Genomic DNA, 21,944 nt, shown 5'->3' with positions numbered 1-21,944 from the left:
TCCGGCAGCCGGGGAAAGGAGCGGTGCCGGGTCGTGCCGGTCACTCCTTGCGGCGGGTGGCCACGACGGCGAGGTCGACCAGCACCTCGCGGGCCTCGTCGTCCAGGTCGGCACCGACCAGTGCGGCCAGCGCGGTGTCGGTGAGCGTGGCGATCCGCCGCTCGGTGCGGTCCAGTGCCCCGCTGCTGGTGATGATCTCGCGCAGCACCTCGATGCCGGCCGGGTCAAGCCCGGGGTCGCCGAGCCGTCGGTTCAGCAACTCCCGCCCGGCCGGGCTGGTCGTCTCCAGGGCCGCCGCCACCAGATAGGTACGTTTGCCCTCCCGCAGGTCGTCGCCGGCCGGTTTGCCGGTCTGGTCGGGATCGCCGAAGACACCGAGTACGTCGTCCCGGAGCTGGAACGCCTCGCCCAGCGGCAGCCCGTACGCCGAGTACGCGGCCCGCAGCTCGGCGGGAGCGTCGGCGAGCGCGGCGCCGAACAACAGCGGGCGCTCGACCGTGTACTTGGCGGACTTGTACCTGGCCACCTTGCTGGCCCGGTCGACCGAGGCGTCCCGGGTCGCCTGGGCGAGCACGTCCAGGTACTGCCCGATGGTGACCTCGGCGCGCATCTCGTCGAACACCGGACGAGCCCGGCTGACCACGATCGGGTCGATGCCGCTGCCGTGCAGCAGTTCGTCGGACCAGACCAGGCAGAGATCGCCGAGCAGGATGGCGCTGGACTCGCCGAACCCGTCCGGTTCGCCACCCCAGCCGGCCGCCCGGTGCTGGGCGGCGAATCGGCGGTGGATCGACGGTTCGCCGCGCCGAGTGTCGGACCGGTCCATCAGGTCGTCGTGGATCAGGGCGCTGGCCTGCACGAACTCCAGCGCGGCCAGTCCGTTGACGATCTCCTCGGAGTCGAGCCCGCCCGCCCCCCGGAAGCCCCAGTAGCCGAATGCCGGCCGCAGCCGCTTGCCGCCGCCGAGCACGAACGCCTCCAGCGCCTCGGCGACCGTGTCGAGACTGTCGTCGATGTCGATCATCCAGGCACGCTGTTTGCCGAGGAACCGGGCCAACGAGTTGTCGACCCGCTGGCGCAGGCCAGCGCGGTCGACCGGTGGGACGGGGGCGGATGCGGTCACGCCATGACGCTAGTAGACCGACCATCCAGGTGCGCGGCGTGGCCCCGCCGGTGGCCGAGGCAGCGGTCGTCGGTCACCGAGGTCCCGCCGCGCCCGGCAACCTGTGACCCCAGGCGACGACACCCGGGTACGACGTTCTGCCCCGACACCGATTCCGCTCCGGTCACCCGGCCATCAATGAGCCACGGACATGCCTACGTGCGTGGTGGATCCGTGATTTCAACGTGCCGACAGGAATCTGCAGCTGCTCGGCGATGTCATGGTAGTCGAGTTGGCAGAGGTCCCGAAGAACCAGCGGAGTGACCAATTCCGGACGATGCGCCTCCAACCGTTCCAGCGCGTCGAGCAGGTCCAGCCGTGAGCCGGCGATGACACTGGTCCGCCGTGGATCCGCGACCTCGGCCAGCGGTAGCGAGGCGGCCCGTTCGGCCGCCCGCCTACGGAGCGAGCGGTAGGTCTGACGTGCGCAGTTCGCCGCGACGACGTGCAACCAGGTGGAGAACCGCGAACGTCCCTCGAAGCTGGGTATCTTGCGGGCCACCTGCAACAACGCGTCCTGGCACGCCTCCTCCGCGTCCTGCGGACACGGCAGGATGCGGGCACACTGCTGGAGCACATGCGGGCGGATCCGGGCCAGCAGGGCATCGAGCGCCCTGCCGTCACCGCCCGCCGCGAGCCGGGCGAGATCTTCAGTCTGCGGGTCGTCGTTCATCCGTGGCCCCTCGGTCGTCGCCCAGCCGCCTCGGTGAATCCGTCATCCGGAAGCAGCGGCTGAGGCGCTATAGATTGTGTCAATGCCGCACAAGATCGGTCGTTATCGGGTCACCGGACGCCTGGGTTCCGGCGCCTTCGCGACGGTCTGGCTCGCCGAGGACGAGGCACTGAAGTCATTCGTGGCGATCAAGGTGCTGGCCGACAACTGGGCCTACCACGCCGATATCCGGGCCCGGTTCGGGGAGGAGGCGCGGATCATGCGTCGTGCCGATTCGTCCCGGCTCGTACGGGTGCTGGACATCGGTGAGTTGCCCGACGGACGGCCGTACTTCGTCATGACGTACGCGGCTGGCGGCACGTTGGCCGAGCGGCTCGCCGGTGGTCCGATGCTGATCCCGCGCGCGCTGCGGACCGCGGCAGACATCGCACGGAGCGTCGCGGTACTCCACGGGATCGGCGTCCTGCACCGAGACCTGAAACCGTCGAACGTACTGTTCGACAGAGTCGCCGACGAAGAGCGCGTCCTGGTGGCCGACCTCGGCCTGGCAAAGGCCATCGCGCACGCGTCGGGCTTCACGGTCGTGGCCGGCACACCCGGTTACATGGCGCCCGAGCAGGCGCGTCCGGGTGGCGGCCTGGATGTCCGGGCCGATGTGTACGCGATCGGTGCGCTGACCTACCACATGCTCACCGGCAGGGCTCCCGGCACCGGAGAATCCGAACATCCTGGCTTTGTCCCCTCCCGGCCGGCGTCCCGGCCGTCGAAGCTCAGGCCCGGCATACCGGCGCGGGTCGACGAGGCCGTACTCCGGGCGCTCCATCGCGATCCGCACCGACGTTGGGCATCCGCCCTGGACTTCGCCGAAGCGCTCGAAAAGACCGTCGGCACGGCAGGCGCGCAAGATCAGGTCAGAATCCACCGGTGGCGTCGACGCGCCCGCCGGGCGCTGACGGTCGCGGTCAGCATCGCCGCCGCGGCGTTCGGCCTGTCGGGTTCTGCCGGCCCCGCAGGAGCCGGCGCTCCTGGATGGGTCCGGGTCGGCGACGCCTCGGGCAGTCTCTCGATCGCGGTGCCCGCCGGCTGGGCGGGGCAGTTGAAGGACGCCGGCTGGAATCCGGCGACGATACGCCTGGCGGCAGGCCGAGCCCCCGGTCTCCTGGTCGGACCGGATCTCACCAGCTGGCCGGACCCGGCCAGCGGAGTGCCAGGCGTGTTCGCCGGCGCCAGCAGGACGCTCGGCACGGGACAGGCGGCTGCGGCGCTGCCGGCCCACGACGGATGCACCCCGCACCCAGCCCGTCCGGTTGCCGTTGCCGGCCTGACGGGCTGGGTGCGGAAATGGGCTGGTTGCGACGGTACGTCGATCTCCTTCAACGAGGTGCTGCTGACGGCGACGGATAACGGCTATGGCGTTTACATCCAGATCAAGCAGGTGGATCAGGTCGACCGGACGGATCAGGTCCTGGACAGCCTGCGGGTGAAAGACTCGCTTGCGCAGGAGAACTGATCAGAACCGTTCCCACGGGCCGTACATGCCGGCCTGCCGGTACCGCCGGGTCTCCGTCCTTCCGTCCAACCGCTTGACGACGGCGACGACCGTCCAGTCCTCGACCCGGTACGAGGTGAACGTCATTACCTCGTCCGGGTTCCTGCCGGGAGGGTCGCCCTTGATGACGGGCCATGCCACCCGGGTCTTCCCGTCGGATCCGACCTGGATGGGGACGAGCGCCTGCTGCCTCGCGGCTCCGGGATTGCCGAGTTCGACGAGCACGAGTGCGTCCTCCCGCTCCGGCGCGTTCGCGGGCTCCTCGACGAGGAACTCCCGGTAAACCGGCTGTGCCCCACCCGGGAGCATCCGGCACGGGATGTCAAGGCCGTTCGAACCGTTGCGGAACCGCACGACACCGTCCTGCTCGCCGCAGAACTTCAACCTGGTAACGGTGACGTTGCGCCAGTCGGTCTTGCGGATCTCACTCCGCCCGTCATCCCGGGACGGCGGTCTGGTCGCCACGATCGGCGCCGTTGACGTAGTCGAGGCGGTCGGTTCGGCCCGCGCTGTCGACGGTACGGCGGAAGGGGCGGCACTGGCGGTCGGCCCCGGCGAGCCGGCCGGCGCCGCATCTCCCGGGCGTCGCTCCGTCGAGGTACATGCGGTCGTGGTGGCCAGGGCAAGAACGACGGCCAAGAGGGACTTGGTACGCATACGGACCTTCCGTTCGTGAGGCGTGGCTGTCCCGAGTTGAGATGCTCCGTTCGCGGCTCCGGTTCACGAGGAAGTGTCGGGTCGCCGACCCGCTGGCGGTCCTGCTGCCCGCCGCCAGCCGTGGGCGTACGCGCGGATCCGATCGATGGGACGCAAGAGCGGACTCGCCATCCCAAAGGGGGAGCAATAGTACGGGATCGGGCCGCTTCGACCGGTAGAGTCGCCGCGTGGCGCTCGGTCTTCCTTCCGTCCTCCCCGACTCGCGGCCGGCGATCGGGGATCTCGTCCGTGGTCCCGCCCCGACCTTCTCCTTCGAGTTCTTCCCGCCGAAGACGGAGCAGGGCGAGCGGCTGCTCTGGCAGGCGATCCGCGAGCTGGAGTCGCTGCGGCCCTCGTTCGTCTCCGTCACCTACGGTGCCGGCGGGTCGAGCCGGGACACCACCGTCGCGGTGACCGAGCGGGTCGCGACCGAGACCACCCTGCTGCCGATGGCGCATCTGACCGCGGTCAACCACTCGGTCGCCGAGCTGCGCAACGTGATCGGTCGGCTGGCCGGGGCGGGGGTGCGGAACGTGCTCGCGGTGCGCGGCGACCCGCCGGGCAACCCGATGGGCGAGTGGGTGCGGCACCCGGCCGGGGTGCTCTACGCCGAGGAGCTGGTCCGGCTGGTCCGCGAGGCGGGCGACTTCAGCGTCGGGGTGGCGGCGTTCCCGTACAAACATCCCCGGTCGCCGGACATCGCCACCGACACGCGGTACTTCATCCAGAAGTGCCGGGCCGGGGCGGACTTCGCGGTCACGCAGATGTTCTTCGACGCCGACGACTACCTCCGGTTGCGCGACCGGGTGGCGGCGGCCGGCTGCGACACGCCGATCCTGCCCGGCGTCATGCCGGTCACCCAACTCAGCACGATCGAGCGCTCCCAGCAGCTCTCCGGAGCGCCGTTCCCGGCCGCGCTCGCGGCGCAGTTCGACCGGGTCGCCGACGATCCGGAGGCGGTGCGCCGGCTCGGCGTGCAGCAGGCCAGCGAGATGTGTCGCCGGCTGCTGGACGAGGGTGTGCCGGGGATCCACTTCATCACCCTCAACCGGTCGACCGCGACCCGCGAGGTCTGGCAGAGCCTCCAGGCCGGCGTCGGAGTCTGAGCGGATGCGGCCCCGAGCCGGCGTCGGCCCGGTGCGGCGACAACCGATGTCGCGCCGCGCCCGCAGCCGGCCGCGATCCGGGCCGCGGGCGCGACCTGGGCCCCCGTCCGGCGGTTGAGCCAGCGTGGGCAACTGGTTGACGTGGGACGAGTACGCCAACAAGTGGGCGCGGCTGCACGGCGGCTTCGACCCCCGGATGGCCACCACGTCGGTGCGTCGATGGCTGCGGATGTCGTACGTGCTGGGCTGTGTTCTCGCCCGGCTGCACGTGTCGCCGACCGCGGTGACGGTGCTCGGGGTGCTGCTCTGCGTCTGCGCACCGGTGGCGGTCGCCCAGTCCCGGCCGGGGCCGGTCGGGCCGCTCCTGGCGGCGGGATTCGTGCTGCTCGCCGCCGTGGCCGACAGCATCGACGGCGCGGTAGCCGTGGTCACCGGCCGGACGACCCGGCTCGGGTACGTCTACGACTCGCTGGCCGACCGGGTCGGTGAGGTCTGCTGGCTGATCGCGTTCTGGCTGGTCGGCGCCCCCGGCGTACTGGTGGTGGCGGCCGGGGCGCTCTCCTGGTTGCACGAGTACACCCGGGCCCGTTCGGTCTCGGCGGGGATGAAGGAGATCGGCACCGTCACCGTGGGGGAGCGGCCGAGCCGGGTCAGCGTGGCCGCGGTCGGACTGGCGATCGCCGGACTAGCGCACCTGATCATGCCGGGGCTGGCGGCCGGCACGATCACCCTGGCCACCGCGATCTGGGTACTGCTCGGCTTCTTCGGCATGGTCCAGCTGCTCTCGGCGGTGCGCCGGTCGCTGGACACCGGCAAGGAGTCGCCCGCCCGGGGGCCGAGCGGTGCCGGACCGGGCGGGCAGCCACCGGCCGACCCGCGACTGGTGGCTGCGGAGTCGTCCGGCCGGCAGCCTGTCGGGGAGGAGGCGACCGGCACCGGTCCTCCCGGCCGGGAGCTGGCCCGCCGCGAGCCGACCGGAGTGGAACTGAGCCGCCGCGAACCGCCCGAGACGTGACCCCGGAACCTCGGACGGAGTCGACGGAACTCGGACGGAGTCGACGGAACTCGGACGGAGTCGACGGAACTCGGACGGAGTCGACGGAACTCGGACGGAGCCGACGGAATCAGCGCGACGGCGCCGAGGGCATCAGCGCCGAGGCAATCAGCGTGACGCCGCCGCCCGGGTCAGCGTGACGCTGCCTCCCAGGAGAACCCGTCCGGGTCGGTGAAGGACCCGGCGTCGGTGCCGATCCCGAGCCGGTGCGCCCCGGTGCCGTCCGGCGAGACCCCGGCGACCTTCGCGAGAGCGCGGCGCTTGTAGAGCGTCAGCTTCACCGGGCCCGTGTCGAACTCGACGTACCTGCGGCCATAGCTCTTGGCCACGACGAAACCGTGGTCGGCGTAGAACTGCTTGCTCGCGGCCACGTCCTCGACGCCCAGCTGGAGCACGACGTCGTCGATCTGTCGGGTGGCCGGGCCGGTGTCCTTCTTCGACGAGGACGCGAGCGTCACGATCGTGCCGTCCGGGGCCTGCACGACGCCGCCGTAGCCCCACAGCGACTTCGCGGCCGGCTTGAGCACCGTGCCGCCGGCCTCGACAGCGGCGTCGACGATGCCGTTGACGGTGGCCGGCTGGGACACGATGAGTGACAGCGTGAAACCGCGGAAGCCGCTCGTCGGTGCCTCCGAGGCGCGCACGCGCACCCGGTCTTCCAGGCCGAGCGCTTCCGTGTAGAACCGCTTGGCGACCGTAGGATCGGTGACCTCGATGGTAACGAACTCGATGGTAGCCATAGCGCCACGTTAATGGAGGTCCGAGAGCCGCGCTTCTTGAATCCTGATCGAGTGACCATTCGTCTCGCCCGGTACGACGGACGATTACCCTGAGTCACCTCCAGTGTCCGCGCCGGACCTCGGTCGCCGGGCGCCTCAGCGGACCTCCTGGATCCGGATCAGGTTGCCGGCCGGATCGCGGAAGGCGCAGTCGCGCAGTCCGTACGGCTGCTCGGTCGGCTCCTGGACAATCTCGGCGTCGCCGGCCCGCAGCCGCTCGAAGGTGGCGTCGAGGTCGGCGGTGGCCAGGGTGATCCAGCCGTAGGTGCCCTTGGCCATCATCTCGGTGATGGTGCGGCGCTCGTCGTCGGTGATGCCGGGGTCGGCGGCCGGCGGCGCGAGCAGGATCGACGTGCCGGGCTGGTCGGCGGGACCGACCGTGATCCAGCGCATCTTCCCCTCTCCGACGTCGGTGCGGACTTCGAAGCCGACGGTGTCACGCCAGAAGGCCACGGAGGCGTCCGGCTCGTCATGCGGAAGGAAGGTCGTGTGGATGGTGAGGTCCATGGCGATCACCCTAATCGCGCCTCATCGACCTGGGCCTGGCGAATCCGGATCGACCCCGGCCGGGGGAGCGGGCCGGTCAGGGGAGCGGGCCGGTCAGGCCGGGCCGACCTCGCCCGCGACGATCTGGGCCGAGAGGGTCACCATCGGCAGGCCGCCGCCGGGGTGGGTGGAGCCGCCGACCAGGAACAGGCCGCGGCACGGGCCCCGGTTGGCCGGTCGCAGCAGCCCGCCGACGCTGCCGTGGATCGCCCCGCCGGGGGCGCCGGCCGCGCCGGCCAGATCGTCCGGGGTACGCGGTTCGCGGAACACCAGCCGGTCGCGGACGTCCACGCCGCGCTCGGCGAGCACGTCGAGAACCCGGTCGGCGTAGGCGTCCGCCAGCCCCGGCCGGCGCCAGTCGACCCCACCCAGCGTCCCTCCCTGTCGGGGCGCGTTGACCAGCACGAACCATGCCTCGTGCCCGGCCGGTCGGACCAGCGGATCGTCGGGCACGCTGACGAACACCGTCGGGTCGGCCACCGGGCGGGCCGGTACGCCCCGGCCGGGATCGCCGAAGACCGCGTCGAACTCGGCGTCGTAGTCGGTCGGGAAGAAGACGTTGTGGTGGGCCAGGCCGGAGTCGCCGCGTACCCCGAGCAGCAGTACGAAGCCGGCCAGGCTGCGGTCGGTCAGCCCGGCCAGCCGGTCCGGGGTCGGCAGCAGGTCCCGGTAGAGGGTCAGCGCGTCGGTGTTCGCCACCACCACATCCGCCGGCACCGGGCTGACGGCACCGGCCAGGCGTACCCCGTGCACCCGACCTCCGGCCGCGTCGATGCCGGTGACGGTGCTGCCGGTCGCCACCACCACACCCAGGTCGAGGCAGCGGGAGAGCAGCGCGTCGGCGAGGGTGCCGAGCCCGCCGCGCGGGTACCAGCCACCGAAGGTCAGCTCGGCGTACGGGATCGCGGCGAGCGCGGCCGGCGCCCGGCGCGGATCGGCGCCGGTGTAGGTGGCGTACCGGTCCAGCAGCATCCGGAGCCGTGGTTCGCGCAGGTGACGCCGACCCAGGTCGCGTAACGTCCGACCGGGGGCGATCGCGGCCAGGTCCCCCAGCCGCCAGGCCAGCCTCGCCAGGTCCCGGGGAGAGTCGACGGGCCGGCGCAGCACGTCCCGCCAGGAGGCCGTCCAGATCCGCCCGGCGCGGCGCCACAGCCGGCGCCAGTCGTCGGCGGCCTCCGCGCCGAACCGCTCGGCGATCCGGGCCGCGAAGATGTCGTGGTCGGCACATGAGTCGAGTACCGCCCCCGGGCCCGCCATCCCGGCCACGGGCGATCGCGACCCGCTGCCGGCCACGGGTGCGAAGACGTGCCGGACGATCGGGTCCAGTGGCGTCAGGTCGACGTACTCGTCGAGTTTGGCGCCGGTCGCCTCGAACAGGTCGGCGAAGACCTGCGGCAGGGTGAGCAGGCTGGGACCGGTGTCGAACCGGAACGTCCCGAGCGGCGTCTCCCGGACGTACCGACCGAGTTTGCCACCGACCACATCGGAGCGCTCGTAGACGACGACCTCGTGGCCGAGGGCCGCTAATCGGGCAGCGGCGGCCAAACCGCCCACGCCCGCGCCGATGACGACCACCCGACTCACGTACGCCGTTACCTCTCAGTGTGCTTGGTGAGCACACGATCGATAGTCCCGCCTTGCGGGGGGACGGTCCCGGTCTGACCGACTGGCGTCGTGCCGGGTTCACGCTTCACAGCCACCTGCCCGCGTACGCGGGTCTTACGGTCGGCTCCACGTGCCGCCACCGGGCCACTCCCGGCGGTCGCCGCGGCGAGGGCGGCGAGGTTGAGCGAGGCGTTGCGGTCACGGTCGATGACTAGGCCGCACGCCTCGCAGGCGTATTCACGCTCGGACAAGGCCAGCTTGGTTTTCACCGCGCCGCAGCCTGAGCAGGTCTTGCTGGATGGGTACCAGCGGTCGGCCACGATCAGTTGGCCACCACTCCATTCGGTCTTGTACGCCAACTGCCGGCGGATTTCACCGAATCCGGCGTCGGTGATGTGCCGGGCGAGCCTGCGGTTGCGTAGCATCCCCGCCACGTTCAGGTCTTCCACCACGACCGTTGCATGCTCGCGGGCCAGTCGGGTGGTCAGCTTGTGCAGCCCGTCGCGGCGCAGATTGCGCACGCGGGCGTGGGCGCGGCCCAGCCGGGCGGACGCGCGTTGCCAGCGTTTTGACGGACGTCGGCCGGTGCGCCGGTCAGGGCCTGTCTTACGCGACAGCGCCCGGCCAAGCTGCCGCAGCCGGGTCCGCGCGGTGCGCAGGTGACGCGGGTTGTCGACCATCTCACCGGTCGATAGCACAGCCAGGTACTTCACCCCGACGTCCACACCCACCACGGAACCAGGCCGGGCCGGGACCCGTTCGACGCGGTCGATCACGACACAGAACGCCACATGCCACCGCCCGCCGTCACGCCGCACCGTGGCAGACATGATCCGCGCGGTGCCGTTGTCAAGGCGGCGGGCCAACTTGCGTGCCGACTCGTGCAGCTTCAACCGGCCCAACCGGGGCAGCACCACATGCTTGCGGTCAGGCTCGACACGGATCGCGCCGGTGGTGAACCGCACGCTCGGTGTGGTGCGGCGGCGGGACTTGAATCGGGGGAACCCGACCGGCCGTCCGGCACGCTTCCCGCTACGGGAGTCCGACCAGCTTCCGAGTCCGCGGGCGAGCGCGTCCAGACCAGTGTTGAACGCCTCTTTGGAACACTCCCGCCACCACGGGGCAGCCTCGTGCTTCGCGGCGTTCCATGCCTTACGCAGACCGGCGAGCGACCACGACAGCGACAGCGTCAACAACTCGTCTGGCACCCCGTAGGAACGTTCCGCCGTCCGTTGGTCCATCACTGCCTTGACGTGGGCCAGCGCCCAGTTGTGCGCGACTCGCGCGGCCCCGGCGTGCGCGAGCACATCACGCTCCTGACCGGGTGTGAGGTCAAGAGCGAACCGGTACGCCTGGATCGCCTTCACCCCGGCCCGCCCTCGGTGGCCGCTTCGACCGCACGGCGAGCACGGTTCGCGGCGACGCGGCGACCGTACAGGCGGGCGCACAGCGACGTCAGAATCTCCGTCACGTCCCGCACGAGGTCGTCGTCGACCTCGGCGGGATCGACCACCAGCAGACGGCGGCCCTGCGCGGCCAACGCGGCTTCGACGTACTCGGCACCGAACCGGACGAACCGGTCACGGTGCTCGACCACGATCGTTGTCACCTTAGGGTCACGCAGCAGGGCAAGGAACTTCTTTCGGTGGCCGTTGAGGGCCGAGCCCACCTCGGTCACCACCCGGTCCACGGACAGCTTCTGTCCAGTGGCCCACACGGTGACCCGGGCGACCTGTCGATCCAGGTCCGACTTCTGGTCGGTCGATGACACTCGGGCGTAGACCACGACCTGCCCGGCGTCTGGCGCGCTGCCGGTGACGGGCTCGCCCACCATGATCAGGCGGCCGATCCGGTACGTGGGAACGGGCAGCGTTCCGGCCGCGTACTGCCGCCGAGCGGTGATGTACGCAACACCAGTCGACGCTGCCCATTCCTTCAAGTTCACACGATCATTCTAGCAGCTTAGAGAGCGCTAAAGATCTCCTACGCCGGCAGCAGTTGCTAACCCCCGTCGCCGGCTCGGCGCACCGACGACCGTCCCCGGCACGGATCAGCGCACCGGTCGACCCCGCCAGACGAGCCGCCCCCGCCTCCGCAGATGGTACGACCGGATGGTGAGCCAACCGAGGACCGCGACCGACAACGGATGTGCCAACGCGTCCGGCCAGCCCCGGCCGCCGGTCGCCCGGGCGCTGACCAGGCGTCCGAGTACCCCGAGCAGATAGCCGAGCAGCGCCGCCAGGGCGACCCCCGGCGCGTCGCCCAGCGCCGCGCCGACGGCGAGCAGCGGCGGCACGGCGTACAGCAGGAGCAGCAGGAGCACGACGGCGGTGGCGCCGGCCGGCGACCCGAACGCGGCCCAGAGCGACTTGGTGTAGCCGTCCCGCAGCTCCGACCAGGAGCCGTACATCCGGCACTCGGCGAGCCGGGAGCCGTCGGCGAGCGCGATCCGCCCGCCGGACCGCTTCACCGCCCGGGCCAACTCGATGTCCTCCAGGATCCGGTCCCGGACCGCCGCGTGCCCACCGGCCCGCCGGTAGCCGGCCCGGTCCAGCACCAGGAACTGGCCACCGGCGGCGGCCAGGCTCGGCCGGGGCGAGCGCTCCATCGCCGCCAGCGGCAGGAAGGTCAGCCAGAGCCACTGCAACAGCGGCTGGACCAGCCGCTCACCCGGCGAGCCGGCGACGATCCGGGGGTACGGGGAGAGCAGCACCGCCTCCGCCGACCGGAGCGTGTGTACGGCGGCGGCGACCGCGTACGGGCCGAGCGTCACGTCGGCGTCCACGAAGACCAGTACCCGGGCCGCCGGCCCGGCCCGCTCGGCGAGCTGCTGGCAGGCGTACGGCTTGCCGAGCCAGCCCGGCGGCGGCGGCGCGCCGTCGAGCAGGCGTACCCGGGGATCCCCGGCCGCGACCGTCCGGACCACCTCGGCGGTGCCGTCGGTCGAACCGTCGTCGAGCACCACGATCTCCAGCTCGGGTACGCCCCGCTGGGCGAGCAGCGCCCGCAGGCACCGCCCGACCCGGGCCGCCTCGTCGCGTACCGGTAGCAGCACCGCGACCGGCTCCTCGGTGCTGACCGGGCCGGGCGGGGGACGGCGCAGCCAGCGGGTGGCGTTGAGCCAGGCGTGCACGGTCAGCAGGCCGATGACCACCACGACTGCCCAGCCGACCAGCGTCCCACTCATTCAGCCGACCGGTCCGTGTGTAAGGAGGGGCCCCTTCTTGTCGTTTTCTGTAGAAGGGCCCCTTCCTTCCAGGCGAGCGGGCCGGCGACGACCGCCATGACCAACCCGCCCCAGCCGGCCGACGCGGGCAGGCCGAGGAAGACCGCGTGCGCGAGGACGCTGCCGGCGTAGGTCCAGAGGTAGAGGGCGTACATCGGGGCGTCCCCGGCGGCGGCGAGCCCGGCGGCCCGGCCGGCGACCGGCCCGAGCAGCGCCATCAGGAGCACGGCGAAGAGCAGCCAGCCGAGGTAGTTGCTGACCGGGACGTCCGGCACCCCGGGCAGGGCCGGATCCGGGTCCCGCCAGCTCCAGTAGCCCTCGGCGACCATCTGCGGGTCGAGGAACAGGTCCCAGCCGGCCAGCCCCAGCGCGGCCAGGGCGATCCGTCCCGCCCCGGGCCGGGTCAGCCGGACCGCGGCGAGCCAGGCCGGCCAGGCCATCCAGGTCCAGGCCAGCGGGATCACCAGCGGTACCCCGACCAGCATCGGACCCAGCTGGCCGGAGTAGGCGTACCCGCCGAACGGCACGCCGGTGGCCACGCCGAGCGCCTCGACCGCCAGCCCGCCGCCGGTGGTGACCAGCACCAGCCCGGCGGCCGCGCGGAGACCCCGGGTGAGCAGGGCGTGGCTCACCGAGAGCAGGAAGCCGAGGCAGACCGTGACGACGGTCAGCCGGGCCCGGTCGGTGCCCCCGGTCAGCGGATAGCCGATCTGGGCCAGCACCAGTACGCCGAGCAGCAGCCAGCTCGGCCGAGCGGCCCGGACCTCCGCCGCGGTCATCGCTCCGGCGGGGGCAGTGGCAGCTCCCGGCCGAGCACCGCGAAGGCTCGCTCGTCGCCGGGGAAGTGGAAGTCCCGGAGCACGTCCACGAAACCGAACCGCCGGTAGAGCCGCCAGGCCCGCGAGGTCCGCTCGTCCGCCTCCGGGGTGGAGAGCAGCGTGGTGCTGCCCCCGGCCATCCCGAGCAGGGCGCGGAGCTGACGGGCGCCGAGCTGGTGCCCCTGGGCGGCGGGACGGACGTGCAGCTCGACCACCTCGAAGCAGTCCGCGAACCAGGTCTTGCGGGCGTCACCGGACAGCGCGCTGGAGACCTGGTCGTGCCACCACTGTCCGGGAGCGGAAAGGTAGCCGTAGCCGAAGCCGACCAGGTGACCGTTGGTGCTGAGGCTGGCGACGGCCCGGAACCCCGGCCGGCGTACGTGGGTCGCGATGTAGCCGCGCCGGGCCTCCAGCAACTCGGCCCGGTACCCCATCGCCTCGCCGTAGACCGCCATCACCTCGTCGAGCCGGCGGGCGAGATCATCCGGCTTCCACGGCACCAGCCTCATCGTCGTCCGCTCCTCACTACCTGGCCGGTGCCGGCTCCGGGGCGTCGCCGGACCCGACCCAGCCGAGTACCGCCGGGTCGCCGGCGAGATTCCGTACCTCGAACCGCGCGAACAGTTCCTCGGCGTACCAGCGCTGCTGGGGCGTACGGGTGATAGCCGTGCGGTGCTCCGGGGAACGGTACGCGAACTGACGCAGGTCCGTCGCGTTCCGCCACACGCTGACCGTGCCCTGCCAGCCGAGCGGTGCCTCGCCGATGCCGAACCGGGCCAGTAGGCCGGGGGCGTCCCGCAGCGCGGCGGCGACGGGCGGGACGGCCCGCCAGAAGGTGCCGGCCCGCAGCGGTCGCAGCCGGGCCCGGGTGAGCGCCAGCACCGGCCGGCCCGCGGTACCGTCCACCGCGGTACCGTCCACCGCCGTGCCGTCCCCTGGTGCGCTGCCCGCCGGTGTGTCATTCCCGTTGGGCCGGGCCGGGGCGCCGAACGGCTCTACTCCGGACCATCGGCCCCGGCTGGTCAGTGGTCGCAGGTCGAGGCGGACGCCGGTCCTGGCGATCCTCCGCCAGGCCCGGCCCACCCGGCTCTCGTCGAATGCGGTGGCCCGCTCCGGATCGGCCCAGACGATCAGGGCGGCCCAGCGGGTCGGGTCGGCGTCGGTGGGTCCGAATCCGGTGCCCGTCCCGGTGCCGAGCAGTTTGCCGAAGCGTACGCCGGGAACCGCCCACAGCCGACGCCGGTCGACGGCCATCCGGGTCAGCGCCCGGGGCAGGGCGCGCGGCGGCACCCGCCAGACGTGCAGGGTGACCAGCGGTACCGGGGTCGGTTCGCCGGGGGGCCCGGACGCGGCGCGTCCGGTCGTGCCACGGTCGGGACTGCTCACGCCACCTCGGCGGGGCTGCCGGCGGTGATCCGCAGCAGTTCGGCGAAGGTGGTCGGGAAGACGGCCCGGGGCACGCCGCCGGCCGCCCAGATCTCCGGGTAGCCGGCGAGCGCGGTGTCGACCAGGGTGCGGATCGGCTTCGGGTGGCCGAGCGGGGCGACGCCGCCGATCGGCTGGCCGGTGCGCTCCCGGACGAACTCCGGGGCGGCCCGGCGCAGCGCGGGCAGCCCGAGATCGGCGGCGACCCGGGCGGTGTCCACCCGGTGCGCCCCCGAGGTGAGCACCAGCAGGGGCTCGCCACCCGCGTCGAAGATCAGCGAGTTGGCGATCTGGCCCACCTCGACCCCGAGGGCCGCCGCCGCGGCCGCGGCGGTGTGCACCGCCTCGGGCAGGACCCGAACCTGGCTGGGCGCGCCCGAGCCGTCGCGTCCGCCCGCGTTGTCCAGTGCGTCCTGCACCGCCCGCACGTTCGGATGTGGCTGCATGGGCTCTATCTTGCCTGCCCGGCCGGGAGTGGCGCGCCGAGGTCGCCCGCCCGACATGCATCGCCTAACGGGGTTATCATCGCGTTATGGCGATGAATGATGCGCGCAGGTGACCGGGTGGCCACGACCCTGACCCCGGGCCGACGGGTACGGCTCAACCGGCGCAGCCTGCACCTGGCCTACGCCACCGCCGGATACAACCTGCTCGAGGGCGTCGTCGCCGTCGCAGCCGGCGCTGCGGCCTCCTCCACGGCACTGATCGGCTTCGGCCTGGACTCCTTCATCGAGGTTTCCTCGGCCCTGGTCGTGATCTGGCAGTTCCGCTCCCGCGTCCCCGAAGCCCGGGAACGGATGGCGCTGCGGCTGATCGCCCTCTCGTTCTTCGCCCTCGCCGCGTGGATCGGCGTCGACGCCATCCGATCCCTGCTCGGCCAGGGCGAAGCCGAGCCGTCCCCGGTCGGGATCGGCATCGCGGCCGTCTCGGTGGTCGTGATGCCGATCCTGGTCTGGGCCAAACGGCGCACCGGCCGGGAACTCGGCTCCGCCACCGTGATCGCCGACTCCACCCAGACCCTGCTCTGCACCTACCTGTCCGCGATCCTGCTCGGCGGGCTCGTCCTCAACGCGCTGGTCGGCTGGTCCTGGGCCGACCCGGTCGCCGGCCTGGTCATCGCCGCCGTCGCCGTCCGCGAGGGCGTCGAAGCATGGCGCGGCGAGCACTGCGACGACTGCGCCATCCCCACCGGTCCGGACGGCGAGCCCGACGGGTGCGACCGTGGACCATAGCGCACCGACGCGTGCTGCATGCCCCAGGACGGGAACCCGCGATGATCGCGGCGGCCGCAGGACGTACTGCGCGGCCTCGACCAGGACCGGGCAGCCCGCCGCGAGCATCAGGATCCGGGACACCGACGCCAGCGCCGCGAACCGTAGCGGGGCGAGGTACCCCAGCGCCGCGAAGACCAGCAGGTTGCCGACGACCTGGACCGTCAGCGTCAGCAGCCCTCCGTCGGCGAGGATCGTGAACAGATCCCGCAGCGGCACCGGGCTCACCCGACCGGGGACGGCGCCGGCCGGCCGGGGAGCCCGGTCAGCGGGGTGCGGCGACCACGCCGGAGGCGGGAAGGGGTGGGATCCGGGCCGGCGACTCGGCGATCCGGGCCGTCTCGGCGAGGGCGACGCCGACCAGTACCAGCAGGCCGCCGCCGAGCTGGGCGGCGTTGAGCGCCTCGCCGGCACCGAGCGCGACCCAGGCGACCGCGGCGGCCAGCACCGGCTCGACCATGCCGACGATGCTGACACTGGTCGCCGGCAGGTGCCGCAACGCGCCGGCCACCAGCAGGAAGGGCAGGATCGAGCCGAGCAGGACGACGTACCCGCAGAGCAGCGCGACCGGCACGCCGCCGCTGGTTTCGCGCAGCGGCGCCCAGCCATCGGTGCCGTCGGTGACCGCCCGGGTGAGCAGCCCGGCCACGGCCGCGGCGCCGAACGCCCAGGTGGTCAGGGGAAGCGTCTCGTGCCGCTGTACGCCCCGGGCGCCGATCAGGTAGTAGCTGGCCAGCATTACGGCGGCACCGAGGCCGGCGAGTATGCCGAGTCCGTCGAGTTTGAGTTCTCCCCAGATCTCGGCGACACAGGCCAGGCCGGCGAGGCCGAACGCCAGCCCGACCCAGAGCCGGGGGCGTACCCGCTGGTGCTGGCCGAACCGGGCCCAGAGCGCGACCAGCAGCGGAGCGGTGTACTCGAACAGCAGCGCGATGCCGACCGGCAGCCGGGAGATGGCGACGAAGTAGAGCATCGGGGTCAGGAAGAACCCGGTCAGGCCGTAGGCGACCAGCAGCGGCAGTTGCCTCGCGGTGATCCGGAGCCGGCGGGCGCCGGGCCGGAGCAGCAGGCTCAGCGCGAGCAGTCCGACGAACGCGCCGGCGGCCCGGATCAGGGTGAGCTGTGTGGCCTCGATGCCGGCCCGGAGCACGAGCTTGGAGACGGTGCCGTTGACGGCGAACAGGGCGCCGGACGTGAGCACCATGAGCACGCCGAGGGCGGGTCTGCGAGTCGTCACCGGGAGAGGGTAACCGGCCGTCGGTCAGGAGCTGAATCGCTTTTGGTCATTACCTCGCCGACTCCCCGACGCCGCGCGCGGAAGGATCCGGTCCGGAGGCCCGATTCATCGATGGCGTTGACTTGATTGAAACGATTCGATACGTTGCCGACGTCGGGAAAGGCCTTTCCGTTCCGGCCCTGTCCCGTCGGTGTGCCGTCTCGGCGCACCGGCTCCGGCGGTTGTCCTGGCGAGCCCTCCGGCCCGTCGCCCGGCACCGGGCCTTCCCGGCACACCGTTCCCCAGCTCAGGAGGACCAATGACGCTCACCACCACCACCGACCGGAGACCGCCCGGCCGCGGGTCGCGACGACGCGGCTGGCGAGCCGGCCTGGTGCTGGCGCTCACGACCGTGCTGGCCGGCGCCGGCACAGCGGTCGGGCTGCCGCCCGCGGCCGCCGCCACCATCGACACCAGCGCCCACTACGTCCTCGTCTCCCGGCACAGCGGCAAGGCGCTCGACCTCTACAACTTCGCCACCAACGACGGTGCGCCGATCGTGCAGTGGGCCCGCAACGACGGCAACCAGCAGCAGTGGCAGTTCGTCGACGCGGGCAGCGGCTACTACAAGATCAGGTCGCGGCACAGCGGCAAGTTCCTGGAGATGCCGAACGCCTCCGACGGTACCCAGCTGATCCAGAACTCCGACAACGGCACCACCCGCCAGCACTTCGGGGTCGCGGACTCCGACGGCGGGTACGTGCGCCTGATCAGCCGGCACAGCGGCAAGGTGCTGGACGTCTGGGAGTGGTCCACCGCCGACGGTGGGATCATCGCCCAGTACCAGGACCTGAACGGCTACAACCAGCAGTGGCAGATGATCCGGATCGGTTCCGGCGGTGGGGACGGCGGCGGCAGCGGCGACTGCGGCAGCGGCTCGTTCAACGCCGAGGCGGTGCTGAGCGGCGGCACCTGGACCGCCCGCAACGGCGGCAGCACGGTCTACACCGGCAGCGACATGCGGTCCGCGGTGCAGGCCGCGGTGAACAGCCTGTCGTCGGGGCGTACCTCGAAGCAGCGGGTGGTCGTCCGGGGGTCGGGTTCGGTGAGCGCCAACTCCCGGATCTCCCTGCCGAGCTACACGATCCTGGACGTCTGCGGCACGATCAACGTGACCGGCTCCGGCTCCGGCGACCAGGCCCCGGTGTACGCCCGGGGCGCCACCGACATCGAGGTGCAGCACCTCAACCTGACCGGGTCGCCGCTCTACGGCATCTTCATGCGCAACGTGAACAACCTGACGCTGGGCCAGATCGACATGCGGCTGAGCAGCGGCCTCGGGGTGCGGATCGACAACCACGGGGGCGACCGGGCGGTGAAGGTGCGCAACATCCGGATCGACAACGTGTACGTGCAGGGCACCAGCAGCCAGGGCGTCGAGACGTACGGGGTGGACGGGCTGACCGTCGGCACCGTCACCGCGCGCAGCGTCGGCGAGTCCGGTCTGTTGCTCAACGACACCATCAACGCCACCATCGGTACGGTCGACGCGGACAACGCCGGCGCCGGCACCGGGTACGCGGCCTTCCGGATGGCCAACCGCAACGGCCGGGTGGGCAGCAGCTACCCGACGAACATCCGGGTCGGCAACGTGATCGCCCGGGGTGGCGGGCGTGGCATCTTCTGCGTCTCGGAGAGCGGCGGCGCGGTGATCGACCGGGTGACCATCTCGAACACCGGCAACAACTCGATCCTGATCGAGAACTGCTACAACGTCACCATCGCCGGGCAGTCCGGCACGGTGACCGGCGGCGGCGAGGTCCGGATCGCGGCGCGCAGCGAGTTCCCGCTCTCCTCGAACATCACCCTGCAGAACCTGACGGTGACCAACACCAACATCCGGCAGAGCCCGTGCGGTGGCGCCAACAACGTGATCCGGAACGTCACCCGGAACAACTCCACGCTGACCTGGTGCTGACCCGTACCCGACGACCGCGCCGACGGATCGCGTTCGCTTGCGTTTTTGTCGGTGTCGGGGTGTACTCTCTCCAGTAGTTAGAACGAGTGTTCGATTGGCTGCCAGTTGATTGGCTGCCAGTTGATTGGCTGCCAGTTCGGCTGGCTGGATGTTCAGCTGACTGATGGTTCGGCTGGCTGACGTTCGATGCGAGTCGGACCGCCGGTCGGGCGCTCGGACTGACGCCGGGGGTGGCGTTCGCGGCGTAACCCCCGAGGTGCGGTTTCGCGGGCCGCACGGATCCGGATCCGCGAGTCCGGACCCACCAAGGCAGGATCGTCGTCCGCCCCCCCCGCCCCCCGGGCGGCGGACGACGAACCCGCCGGTTCGGCCGGCCGGGTGTGGTGTGGGGAAGCGTCCACATCCGGCCGGCTACACACCGGTGCGTCTTCCTCCGCAGCCGGCTAGTTCGACGTGGTGCGTCGCCCACGGCCGCCGCGCTGGCACCCGACCAGCGCCGTCGCCCGGCCGGCACGGTGACGCGGTGAACGGGTTGACGCGGAGGAGACAGTCCCATGCCGACCAGCCAGGCTCAGGCGCCGACGGTGCCGTCGCACGTGCTGCCGCACCGCACCCCGGCCCAACTACTGACGATCGCCCGGATGGGGTTGGCGGAGGCCGCCGAGACCCGCCCCGACGGCCTGCGGTACGCCGCCGCGCACCTGGCCGCGTTGCGGGCCGCCGCGGCGATGCTCGCCGCCCGGGCGCGTCCCGCGCCCACCCGCCGAAACCGGGTCACCAGCGTCTGGGCGCTGCTCGTGGTCGTCGCCCCGGAGTTGGGGGAGTGGGCCAACTACTTCGCCACCGGTGCCACCAAGCGGGCCGCCGCCGAGGCGGGCATCCCCCGGGTGGTGAGCGCCCGGGAGGCCGACGACCTGCTTCGCGCGGCCGAGCAGTTCGTCGCGGTGATCGAGGTGGCGCTCGGGGTGGCGCACCAGCCGGCGCTCGACGGCATGGCCGCCTGAGGTAACACCGACGGGGGGCAGGCACGATGGCGGGGCGGATGGTGCTCGGTTCCACCGCCCTGGCCGGGCTGGTGCGACCGGCGAGCGGCCCGGCGACGACCGATCCGCACCGGACTCTGCCGGTGCTGTCGGAACTGGCCGGGCTGTTACCTCAGCGCGGGCTACGGCGCGGCAGCACCGTGGCGGTCGGTCGTCCCGGCGCCAGCGGTGGCACCTCGCTGATGCTGGCGCTGCTCGTCGAGGCTTCTCGGGGCGGAGCCTGGTGTGCCGTGGTGGGGATGCCCACGCTCGGCGCGGTCGCCGCCGCCGAACTCGGCATCGCGTTGGACCGGCTCGCCCTCGTCCCCCATCCCGGCCCGGAGTGGGCGACCGTGGTCGCCGCCCTGATCGACGGAGTTGACGTCGTGGTCGCGGTGGTACCCGGCACGGTCTCCGCCTCGGTCGCAGACCGGCTCGCCGCCCGGGCCCGGCAGCGCGGCAGCGTCTTCGTGCCGTACGGCCGCTGGACCGGGGCCGATCTCACCCTCCAGGTGCTGCGCGGCCGGTGGGAGGGACTGGAGCAGGGGCGTGGCAGGTTGCGGCGACGGGAGGTGACCATCTCGGCCCGGGGCCGTGGCGCGGCGGTACGTCCCAAGGAGATCCGGGTGTGGCTCCCGGGTGACCGGCGGACGGGGCCGGCGGCACCGGTTCCGACCCCGGTCAGGTCCACCGCGCGGCGAAGCGCGCTCACCGTCGTCCGGGCGTGACCGCTGTCTGCGTCCGAGTGACCGCTGCGCGGCGTCCGGGCGCGGTGACCGCTGTGCGTCGGAACCCCGTAGTGTTCCGCCCGCCCGTCGGTGCGAGCGGGCGGGCGGAACGCGGCCGGAAGTCCGGGCGACCGGGCTCAGCCGGTGGGCAGGCCCTCCAGGCCCTTCAGATCCTTCAGCATCTCGCCGAGGTCAGCGGTCTCCGAGTCGGCCGGAGTGTCGATGTTCACCGGCTTGCCGTAGTCGGTGTAGTCGATCTCCATGTCGGTCATCGTGCCCATCACCATGTGAGCCCGACGCGGCAGGTACTCCTCGTCGACCCAGAGGTCGATCTTGACTTCCTTGATGCCGTTCTTGGCCAGCTCCTGCTCGACCGCCTTGCGTGCGTCGGCGTCGAGCTGCCCGAGGTAGGACGCCAGCGGGGCCGTGACGGTGTAGTGGACCGTAGGCACCCCGTTCAGGGTCTCCTCGCCGACGACGGTGGTCCCCTCGATCGCCAACAGGGTCTTGACCTGCTTGGTGGGGTCGACGTCCTTGAGCTGCTGGGCGAAGTCCATACCCGTCTGGGCACTGGCGGCGCTCAGATCCATCTTGATCCAGCGCTTCCCGTCCATGTCCGCGCGGTCCGCCTCGGGCACCTCGACGTAGATGACGGCACCGATCATCCGCATGGTCATCGGGTCGCCGTCGGGACCCTTCATCGTCATCTCTGCCTTGACCGGGTCGCGCAGGTCCAGAGCCCCCTGCATCTCGACCTTCTCGCCGGCCGCGGTGCCCTTCATGGTCATGGTCACGGAACTGGTCGTGCCGGTCTTGTCGACGACCTTCTGCAGCGAACCCTTGAGGTCGCTGGCGAGCTGCTCCAGTACGCTCGGCTGCTTCGACTCGCCGGGCGTTTCCGTGCCCGAGCCGCAAGCGGTCAACGCCAGGGCCGTGAGCGCGGAGACGGTGAGGACCGCGGCGTTCTTCCAACGTGACAAGTGACAGCCTTTCCCCGAAATGGTGGGACTCCCCCAAGAACGGGCGACACAGTACCTCACCTGGGCAACCCCATGGTGGCGGGCTCGTGCGGTGGCGGGGTGGGCGGGTG

Annotated in this window: 21 protein-coding genes and 1 pseudogene; 7 read left to right on the top strand and 15 right to left on the bottom strand. The window is 71.9% G+C overall.

The window, feature by feature from the left end:
* Window positions 1-40: 40 nt before the first annotated feature.
* Both ABNF97_RS31710 and ABNF97_RS31705 read right to left on the bottom strand, forming a co-directional pair.
* Window positions 41-1,123 (bottom strand): polyprenyl synthetase family protein, encoded by a 1,083-nt coding sequence (locus tag ABNF97_RS31710; protein WP_349340768.1) that lies wholly within the window; start codon window positions 1,121-1,123, stop codon window positions 41-43.
* 163 nt (window positions 1,124-1,286) lie between these two features.
* Complete coding sequence (locus tag ABNF97_RS31705; RefSeq protein WP_349340767.1) at window positions 1,287-1,835, bottom strand: RNA polymerase sigma factor; 549 nt, start codon at window positions 1,833-1,835, stop codon at window positions 1,287-1,289.
* An 82-nt stretch (window positions 1,836-1,917) separates the two neighbouring features.
* Between ABNF97_RS31705 and ABNF97_RS31700 the strand changes: the two genes are divergently transcribed.
* Entirely contained in the window at window positions 1,918-3,345 is a 1,428-nt protein-coding gene (locus ABNF97_RS31700) for a serine/threonine-protein kinase (RefSeq protein ID WP_349340766.1), read from the top strand.
* Here ABNF97_RS31700 and ABNF97_RS31695 read toward each other — a convergent pair whose 3' ends face one another.
* Window positions 3,346-3,849, bottom strand: a complete 504-nt coding sequence (locus tag ABNF97_RS31695; RefSeq protein WP_349340765.1) for a hypothetical protein — start codon at window positions 3,847-3,849, stop codon at window positions 3,346-3,348.
* 419 nt (window positions 3,850-4,268) lie between these two features.
* On the opposite strand from ABNF97_RS31695, the gene metF reads away from it, so the two are divergent.
* Together metF and ABNF97_RS31685 are read left to right on the top strand one after the other, a co-directional pair.
* On the top strand, window positions 4,269-5,186 hold the full coding sequence (gene metF, locus ABNF97_RS31690) for a methylenetetrahydrofolate reductase [NAD(P)H] (protein ID WP_349340764.1): 918 nt from the start codon (window positions 4,269-4,271) through the stop codon (window positions 5,184-5,186).
* 124 nt (window positions 5,187-5,310) lie between these two features.
* A pseudogene (locus ABNF97_RS31685) lies at window positions 5,311-5,991 on the top strand (CDP-alcohol phosphatidyltransferase family protein); the annotation flags it as partial.
* Between the two features lie 380 nt (window positions 5,992-6,371).
* Here the strand turns inward: ABNF97_RS31685 and ABNF97_RS31680 are convergent.
* The 10 genes from ABNF97_RS31680 to ABNF97_RS31635 all read right to left on the bottom strand — a co-directional run bounded on the left by ABNF97_RS31680 (window position 6,372) and on the right by ABNF97_RS31635 (window position 15,085).
* Window positions 6,372-6,980 carry a glyoxalase gene (locus tag ABNF97_RS31680; RefSeq protein WP_349340763.1) on the bottom strand — a complete coding sequence of 203 codons (609 nt, stop codon included), beginning with the start codon at window positions 6,978-6,980 and terminating at the stop codon, window positions 6,372-6,374.
* Between the two features lie 135 nt (window positions 6,981-7,115).
* The gene (locus ABNF97_RS31675; RefSeq protein ID WP_349340762.1) at window positions 7,116-7,526 is read right to left on the bottom strand and encodes a VOC family protein; all 411 of its coding nucleotides are present in this window, start codon (window positions 7,524-7,526) and stop codon (window positions 7,116-7,118) included.
* A gap of 93 nt (window positions 7,527-7,619) precedes the next feature.
* The gene (locus ABNF97_RS31670) at window positions 7,620-9,149 is read right to left on the bottom strand and encodes a phytoene desaturase family protein (RefSeq protein WP_349340761.1); all 1,530 of its coding nucleotides are present in this window, start codon (window positions 9,147-9,149) and stop codon (window positions 7,620-7,622) included.
* A gap of 8 nt (window positions 9,150-9,157) precedes the next feature.
* Window positions 9,158-10,537 carry an IS607 family element RNA-guided endonuclease TnpB gene (tnpB, locus tag ABNF97_RS31665; RefSeq protein WP_349340760.1) on the bottom strand — a complete coding sequence of 460 codons (1,380 nt, stop codon included), beginning with the start codon at window positions 10,535-10,537 and terminating at the stop codon, window positions 9,158-9,160.
* The gene (locus ABNF97_RS31660; protein ID WP_349340759.1) at window positions 10,534-11,115 is read right to left on the bottom strand and encodes an IS607 family transposase; all 582 of its coding nucleotides are present in this window, start codon (window positions 11,113-11,115) and stop codon (window positions 10,534-10,536) included. Before ABNF97_RS31660 ends, tnpB begins: the two co-directional genes overlap by 4 nt.
* 105 nt (window positions 11,116-11,220) lie before the next feature.
* Window positions 11,221-12,357 (bottom strand): glycosyltransferase family 2 protein, encoded by a 1,137-nt coding sequence (locus ABNF97_RS31655; RefSeq protein ID WP_349340758.1) that lies wholly within the window; start codon window positions 12,355-12,357, stop codon window positions 11,221-11,223.
* Window positions 12,354-13,175, bottom strand: a complete 822-nt coding sequence (locus tag ABNF97_RS31650; RefSeq protein ID WP_349340757.1) for a carotenoid biosynthesis protein — start codon at window positions 13,173-13,175, stop codon at window positions 12,354-12,356. The genes ABNF97_RS31655 and ABNF97_RS31650 overlap by 4 nt, the downstream gene beginning before the upstream one ends.
* Window positions 13,172-13,723, bottom strand: a complete 552-nt coding sequence (locus ABNF97_RS31645; RefSeq protein WP_130460714.1) for a GNAT family N-acetyltransferase — start codon at window positions 13,721-13,723, stop codon at window positions 13,172-13,174. Before ABNF97_RS31645 ends, ABNF97_RS31650 begins: the two co-directional genes overlap by 4 nt.
* Window positions 13,724-13,739: 16 nt before the next feature.
* Complete coding sequence (locus ABNF97_RS31640; RefSeq protein WP_502930578.1) at window positions 13,740-14,600, bottom strand: monooxygenase; 861 nt, start codon at window positions 14,598-14,600, stop codon at window positions 13,740-13,742.
* Window positions 14,597-15,085, bottom strand: a complete 489-nt coding sequence (locus ABNF97_RS31635) for a YbaK/EbsC family protein (RefSeq protein WP_130460713.1) — start codon at window positions 15,083-15,085, stop codon at window positions 14,597-14,599. Before ABNF97_RS31635 ends, ABNF97_RS31640 begins: the two co-directional genes overlap by 4 nt.
* Window positions 15,086-15,184: 99 nt before the next feature.
* Here ABNF97_RS31635 and ABNF97_RS31630 point away from each other — a divergent pair, with 99 nt between their 5' ends.
* Entirely contained in the window at window positions 15,185-15,871 is a 687-nt protein-coding gene (locus tag ABNF97_RS31630; RefSeq protein ID WP_502930579.1) for a cation diffusion facilitator family transporter, read from the top strand.
* Between the two features lie 304 nt (window positions 15,872-16,175).
* Here the strand turns inward: ABNF97_RS31630 and ABNF97_RS31625 are convergent, their stop codons facing one another.
* A complete protein-coding gene (locus ABNF97_RS31625; protein WP_207230389.1) occupies window positions 16,176-17,147 on the bottom strand; it encodes an EamA family transporter in 972 nt (323 codons plus the stop codon).
* Between the two features lie 298 nt (window positions 17,148-17,445).
* Here ABNF97_RS31625 and ABNF97_RS31620 point away from each other — a divergent pair, with 298 nt between their 5' ends.
* The 3 genes from ABNF97_RS31620 to imuA' all read left to right on the top strand — a co-directional run bounded on the left by ABNF97_RS31620 (window position 17,446) and on the right by imuA' (window position 20,854).
* Window positions 17,446-19,104: an RICIN domain-containing protein gene (locus ABNF97_RS31620; protein ID WP_349340755.1), complete on the top strand. Its 1,659-nt coding sequence runs from the start codon at window positions 17,446-17,448 to the stop codon at window positions 19,102-19,104.
* Window positions 19,105-19,658: 554 nt separating this feature from the next.
* The gene (locus ABNF97_RS31615) at window positions 19,659-20,108 is read left to right on the top strand and encodes an SAV_6107 family HEPN domain-containing protein (RefSeq protein ID WP_130460711.1); all 450 of its coding nucleotides are present in this window, start codon (window positions 19,659-19,661) and stop codon (window positions 20,106-20,108) included.
* Between the two features lie 26 nt (window positions 20,109-20,134).
* Window positions 20,135-20,854, top strand: a complete 720-nt coding sequence (gene imuA', locus ABNF97_RS31610; protein ID WP_349340754.1) for a DnaE2-dependent mutagenesis accessory factor ImuA' — start codon at window positions 20,135-20,137, stop codon at window positions 20,852-20,854.
* 137 nt (window positions 20,855-20,991) lie between these two features.
* On the opposite strand, the gene ABNF97_RS31605 is transcribed toward imuA', so the two are convergent.
* On the bottom strand, window positions 20,992-21,834 hold the full coding sequence (locus ABNF97_RS31605) for an SCO4651 family lipoprotein (RefSeq protein ID WP_130460710.1): 843 nt from the start codon (window positions 21,832-21,834) through the stop codon (window positions 20,992-20,994).
* Between the last annotated feature and the right edge of the window lie 110 nt (window positions 21,835-21,944).

This window comes from Plantactinospora sp. B6F1 (assembly GCF_040120695.1).
Classification (GTDB): Bacteria; Actinomycetota; Actinomycetes; order Mycobacteriales; family Micromonosporaceae; genus Plantactinospora.
This window is presented reverse-complemented; position numbering and strand designations above follow the sequence as displayed.

Coding starts and splice junctions, on each gene's coding strand:
- ABNF97_RS31655 (WP_349340758.1), bottom strand. CDS start 12,357: ATGAGTGGGACGCTGGTCGGCTGGGCAGTCGTGGTGGTCATCGGCCTG.
- ABNF97_RS31630 (WP_502930579.1), top strand. CDS start 15,185: ATGCGCGCAGGTGACCGGGTGGCCACGACCCTGACCCCGGGCCGACGG.
- ABNF97_RS31675 (WP_349340762.1), bottom strand. CDS start 7,526: ATGGACCTCACCATCCACACGACCTTCCTTCCGCATGACGAGCCGGAC.
- ABNF97_RS31645 (WP_130460714.1), bottom strand. CDS start 13,723: ATGAGGCTGGTGCCGTGGAAGCCGGATGATCTCGCCCGCCGGCTCGAC.
- ABNF97_RS31700 (WP_349340766.1), top strand. CDS start 1,918: ATGCCGCACAAGATCGGTCGTTATCGGGTCACCGGACGCCTGGGTTCC.
- ABNF97_RS31635 (WP_130460713.1), bottom strand. CDS start 15,085: ATGCAGCCACATCCGAACGTGCGGGCGGTGCAGGACGCACTGGACAAC.
- ABNF97_RS31705 (WP_349340767.1), bottom strand. CDS start 1,835: ATGAACGACGACCCGCAGACTGAAGATCTCGCCCGGCTCGCGGCGGGC.
- ABNF97_RS31620 (WP_349340755.1), top strand. CDS start 17,446: ATGACGCTCACCACCACCACCGACCGGAGACCGCCCGGCCGCGGGTCG.
- ABNF97_RS31615 (WP_130460711.1), top strand. CDS start 19,659: ATGCCGACCAGCCAGGCTCAGGCGCCGACGGTGCCGTCGCACGTGCTG.
- ABNF97_RS31680 (WP_349340763.1), bottom strand. CDS start 6,980: ATGGCTACCATCGAGTTCGTTACCATCGAGGTCACCGATCCTACGGTC.
- ABNF97_RS31650 (WP_349340757.1), bottom strand. CDS start 13,175: ATGACCGCGGCGGAGGTCCGGGCCGCTCGGCCGAGCTGGCTGCTGCTC.
- imuA' (WP_349340754.1), top strand. CDS start 20,135: ATGGCGGGGCGGATGGTGCTCGGTTCCACCGCCCTGGCCGGGCTGGTG.